Here is a 5,367-nt window from a genome sequence, read left to right as displayed (position 1 = left end):
ACACACCAGAGATCGTTAGCCGGCCCCTGTCGGCCCGACAGTCCGACGATCACGAGAAGGCCCCTGCCGGGTACCCCCGGCAGGGGCCTTCTGGCTGCGGGCGGCACCCTGGGAAGCCTCGGGGCCGCCGCCCTCCCGCCCGCCGCGCTGCCTCTCCGCGTCCTCGCCGCCCGACGCGCCATCGGCGACTCGCCAACCTCGCCGCGGGCCTGCGCTCGTGTTCGCCGCGGGGCGTCGCTCTCCTCGGGGTGTTGACGGCACGGACACGGGCGCAACGCCACCACGCGCGGCACGTCGACCGGGCAGACCGGTGTGTGGGCCACTCCGCGGTGAGGGCCGCTGGAGTTGGTGGCCCAGATGCGGTCTTCGCGGGTTTCGCGGTCGCGGGCGGTGTGGCGACACCTGCCACATCGGGGTGGTGGCCTGCCGCATCGGGGTGGTGCGGTGTCGTCGCTCGACATGGGGCTCTTTCTGGCTCGCACCCGTGCGGCTCGTCGCCCGCTGCCGCGCGTGGCGCGCGGCGTCGAACCACCGCCTGTCGCCCACCTGAGGTCCGCAACGTGTGCGCCCTGGCGGTCTTCGGCGACCCTGCGGACGGCCTCGGCTGTCCGGTTGAGGTCGGTGATGTCCTCGTCCAACGAGTCCCGCGGCGCGATGGCATCGTCCCCGGCGACACCATTCATTGAAGGAAACCCGACGCAGCCAGTTTTCCCGGGCGTGTGGGTAGGTGGTACAGGCGGCGGCACGCGAAACACCAGCTGCCTTATCCTGTACCCCACTCTGCTGGGGTCCGTGAGCCAGTCGGGCGGTCCCCCTTATCTGACAGTTTCCGACACCCGCGGTTACTCTCGTGTCCACGATGCCGCCAGGGGTGGAAGCGCCCTCTGCTTCACGGATGTCGATCTATCGTTGTCGACTCACGGGCCGTACCTTTGTCGCCGCGAGGGGAAAGCCGGGCGCCCGGCAGAGCGGTAACCCGAATGTGTCGTTGGTCGATAACACGCCGACTTCTTCCACCCTCGCAAACGCAGGACAGCGTCAAAGCCCGCCGACCGCCCATCTCCCGTCCGCACCGCGCGGCCGTCGATTCCAGCCCCTGACGGATGCTCCAGTACGTCGACGCTGCCCCCACCTTCCGCGGCACCGTCGTCCACCTGGTGGAACAGCGTGACGCCGACTACGTCCTGGCGGCCACAAGGGCAACCGGCCGGCCCCGCTCGTCCGGGTCCAGGCAACTCTGCCACCCGCGACCCCCGAAGCGGAGGAGCGCGTCCGAACCGGGCGTTCCCACGGTCGGATCGTCCGCCGGTCGGTCTGGACCGCCCGCTATCTATTCAACTAACTTTGACGCTGCCCTGGGACGCATGGCGGAATCCCATAATTCGGCCATTCATTCGGGCCGGTGGATCGCGAAGTCGAGCGGACGGCGGGCAGCGAACTCGGTCATCTATAAATGCACTGGCCGAATCGGTTCTCCGAAAGACTTTTCGATCAGGTGTCTACTTTTGGTGGCCCGTAAAATACCCTAAATCCCCTCACGTAAAGTGCGTTTGGCGGGAAAGAGATGTCCATTGCCAGGTTCCTGGCCGGTGTTTTCCAGACGTAATGGCCGGATGACTATGCCACGCGCACACTCCGCATTGATGTTTCCGTGACCCGCGCCTACTTTATTTTCCGCAACGGCACATAACGGAACAGGGGCCCCGCGATTCCGCGGGCGCCTCACCCAACCGTGTCCACAGGCAGGGGTCACCCATGGCGCTGACGGTCGACGAGCTGGTTGCACTGTTCCCGGCGGGGGGTGCCGGTACGTTCGAGCTCGATACCGGGCGGCTCGGGCTGACCGGCGGAGCCGAGTCCCTGGAGCACCTGCCCAGCGGCATTCTGACCCTCACTGAGGCGACTGCCGACAGCGCCGCTCTGACGGTGACCGGCAAAGTCACGCTGGCCGGTGAGGAGATGCCGGCCAGCGCCCGGTTCTTCGCCACCGGCACGGCGGTCGACGCGCTGCTCTTCGAGGCGAGCCCGGCGACCTGGCTGCTCCAGACCGCCGTCGCCCGCGTCGACCTGTCCGGACTGTCCGGCGGCCGGTCACTGCGGGTCCTGCTGGCCGCCGGAGAGGCCGCGGCCGCGGCCGGACGGTGTCCCGGCACCGGGCCCTGGGTGGGCTTCCAGCTCGGCGGGGCGGTCGCCGACCCGCTGGAGTTCCGCGCCGAACTGCGCAAGGACTCCATCGGCACGGCCCAGCCCCTCGACGGACCGCCGCTGCTGATCACCCCGCTGCTCGAAGCCCTCGGCGAGTACGACGTCGAACTGCCCGGACCGCTGGTCGACTGGCTGGAGCGGGTCCAACTGCACCAGCACCCGATGGGCAAGACGGACAACCTGATGGTCACCGCCGAAGCGCCGGTGGACCACGGCACCGGCGCGAACCCAGTGGAACTGCTGGTGCTGCGGACCACGGTGCTCGGCCGCACCGGCCAGGACGGCAAACCCAAGGCCACCACCGTCGCCATGGTCCGGGTCCGCACGGACTGGGACGGTTCCGGGCTGCCGGTGGTCGGACCCATGATCGGCAACGGGCTGCTGTCCCTGCCCGCGCTCCAGGTCATGTACGTCTCCGAGAACCTCAGCGCCGAAGACGTCATCAAGATCAACCGGGTCATCACGGAGTACGACCTCGGCCCGCTCCAGCAGTTGCCGGTGGTGAACGCGGCGGCAGGGATTCCGCTGGGCAAGAAGGTGAGCGCGGCGGTCTACCTCGCGGTCATGGGCAATCCGACCCCGGCACTGGTGATCACCGTCCCGCCGAAGTTCGGCCCGGATCCGGAGAGCCCGGAGAAGCCGAAGCTCGAATACGAGTTTGTGCTCGGCAAGCAGTTCGGGCCGGTCTACCTCTCGTCGATCGTGTTCCGCTACGACCGCAAAAAAGGCCTGCTGATCGAGCTTCAGGGCCAGGTCACGATCGGTTCTCTCACCTGGCAGGTCGCCGGACTCGGCTTCTACGTCGGCATGAGCGGCGGCTTCCCGCTGCTGCCCTTCCTGCACGGCATGAACATCGAAGCCACCGCCGCCGACGGGCTCATCGGTTTCAAGGGCGGCCTGCTCAACAAGACACCCGACGACCCCTCCCTCGACTTCGAACTGGCCGGACTGGTCCTCGTTCAGGCGATGGCGGTCGAACTCGGCGCCCAGGCCGTGTGGGCACGCAGCGTCGAAGGCTGGCACTCGGTCTTCATCTACGGCGAGATCTCCCTCCTCGGCGGCGCCTCCGTCTTCGGCCCGCCGCCCTTCACCGTCACCGGCTTCTCCGCCGGATTCGGGATCAACAGCTCCTTCAAGAAGGTCCCCACCGGCGCCGAGATCGCCGAATTCCCTCTGGTGGCACGGCTGGACGCGGCCCAGGCCCTGCCCGGCATGCCGGCCCCGACGCCGTACACCCCCGAGGACGCGCTCAAGGCCCTCACCGGACCCACCGGCTGGATCCGGCCCGCCGAGGGCCAGTACTGGATCGCCGCCGGAGTGAAGTTCACCAGCTTCGGCTTCATCGAGACCAAAGCCCTCGCCGTCATCGAATTCGGCGACTCCGTCAAGGCCATGCTGCTCGGCCGCACCTCCGTCAGCCTGCCGCGCACCCTCGACCCGAAGGCCCGGGCCATCGCCAAGGTGAACATCGGTCTGAGCCTGGGCTTCAGCTCCGCCGAGCACTGCCTGTCCATGGACGTGGCTCTGCTGCCCGGCAGCTATGTGCTCGATCCGTCGATCGAACTCACCGGTGGTATCGCCGTCTACGTCTGGACCGGCGGCGGCCGCGCCGGGGACTTCGCCATCAGCCTCGGCGGCTACCACCCCGACTACAACGTCCCCGCCCACTACCCCCGGCCCAAGCGACTCGGGTTCGTGTGGTCCCCGGCCAGCGACATCACCGTGCGGGCCGAGGCCTACGCCGCGATCACGCCCGCCGCGTTCATGTTCGGCGGGCGCCTGGCGGCCGTCTACGACAAGGGCATCTTCTCCGCGTGGTTCACCGCACACCTCGACGTGCTGGTCCAGTGGAAACCCTTCTACCTCGATGTCCGGCTCGGCATCAGCATCGGCGTCGCGGCCACCATCAAGGTGTGGTTCGTCCGGGTCCGCATCTCCGTCGAGGTCGGCATCGACCTCCACCTGTGGCTGCCGCCCTTCGGGGGCCGGGCCACCGTCAAACTCTGGTTCATCTCCTTCAGCTTCGGCTTCGGCTCCTCCCGCGACAACACCCCCACCGTGGACTGGCCCGAGTTCCGCACCCAGATCCCCGCACCCGCCCGGGTCATCCCCAACGAGGGCCTGCTCGCCGACGCCGATCAGGGCGAGATCGCCCGGCGTGCGGCCGCCAAGGAACCGACCCTCGTCTCCTCGGCCGGATTCACCTTCACCACCGAATCCGGCATCCCCGCCTCGCACCTGTACATCAACGAACGGCTGATCAAGCAGTCCACCGAGGGAACCATCGACATCCGCCCCATGCGGAAGACCGGTGTCACCTCCGCCCACCGGGTCACCATCACCAAGGACGGCACGACCTTCCACCCCACCGACCATCACTGGGTGGTCAAGCCGGTCACCGGCACGGTCGCCCCCGGCCTGTGGGGCAAGCCCCTGGCCAAACCCGGTGACGCACTCGACGGCGACCAGTTGCTCGAAAACCGCCTCACCGGACTGAGGATCACCCTCCCCGAGCCGGACTACGGCACCGACACCGGGCCCGTCACCTCACAGGCGCTTTCGTACGACGGACTCCCTGACGGTCGCATGCCCCTGCGCGTGTCCGACCCCGCCGGGCCCGAGCCGCGGCCCGACGACCAGAGCGTCCGGACCATCGTCAACACCGTCACCGCCCCCACCGTCAAGGACCGCCGCACCGCCGCGCTCAGCACCCTCGCCCGGCTCGGCGCCGGCCCCGGCGCCGATACCGACAGCCCGCTCACCGGCTACGCCGCACTCGCCGGCCGCAGCCTGACCACCCCGCCCCTGACCACCACCGCGACGAGGTGACCGGCCGTGACCGCTGAACCGGATCTGCGCATCCACTTCCTCGACCACCTGATCCCGCGTGCCACCCCCGGCGACTACCGGGTCGTGGTCAAGAACACCCTCAGCGACCCCGGCGGCGAACTGGACGCCCAGGACAAGCTGCTCCCGTCCGAGGAGACCTTCGAGATCAAGGCCGTCCGCTTCGTGCTCAGCGAAGCGTCCGTCCACGCCCACTACCCGCCGCGCGAGAGCACCGGCGCCTACACCAGGACCCTGCCGCACATCACCCTCAGCCGGTCGATCCTGCCCTGGGAACGCAACCTCGCCGGAACCCGCGCCGAGCAGCCCCCGGCC

1 protein-coding gene and 1 pseudogene are annotated in these 5,367 nt (G+C 68.8%); both read left to right on the top strand.

Going from position 1 to position 5,367, the window contains the following annotated elements; genetic code table 11:
- The first annotated feature begins 1,755 nt into the window (after positions 1-1,755).
- Positions 1,756-5,034 carry a DUF6603 domain-containing protein gene (locus GKQ77_RS26890; RefSeq protein WP_219691522.1) on the top strand — a complete coding sequence of 1,093 codons (3,279 nt, stop codon included), beginning with the start codon at positions 1,756-1,758 and terminating at the stop codon, positions 5,032-5,034.
- 6 nt (positions 5,035-5,040) lie between these two features.
- Positions 5,041-5,367, top strand: a pseudogene (locus GKQ77_RS26885) (hypothetical protein); the annotation flags it as partial.

The organism is Streptomyces anatolicus (assembly GCF_019400875.1).
Classification (GTDB): Bacteria; Actinomycetota; Actinomycetes; order Streptomycetales; family Streptomycetaceae; genus Streptomyces; species Streptomyces anatolicus.
This window is presented reverse-complemented; position numbering and strand designations above follow the sequence as displayed.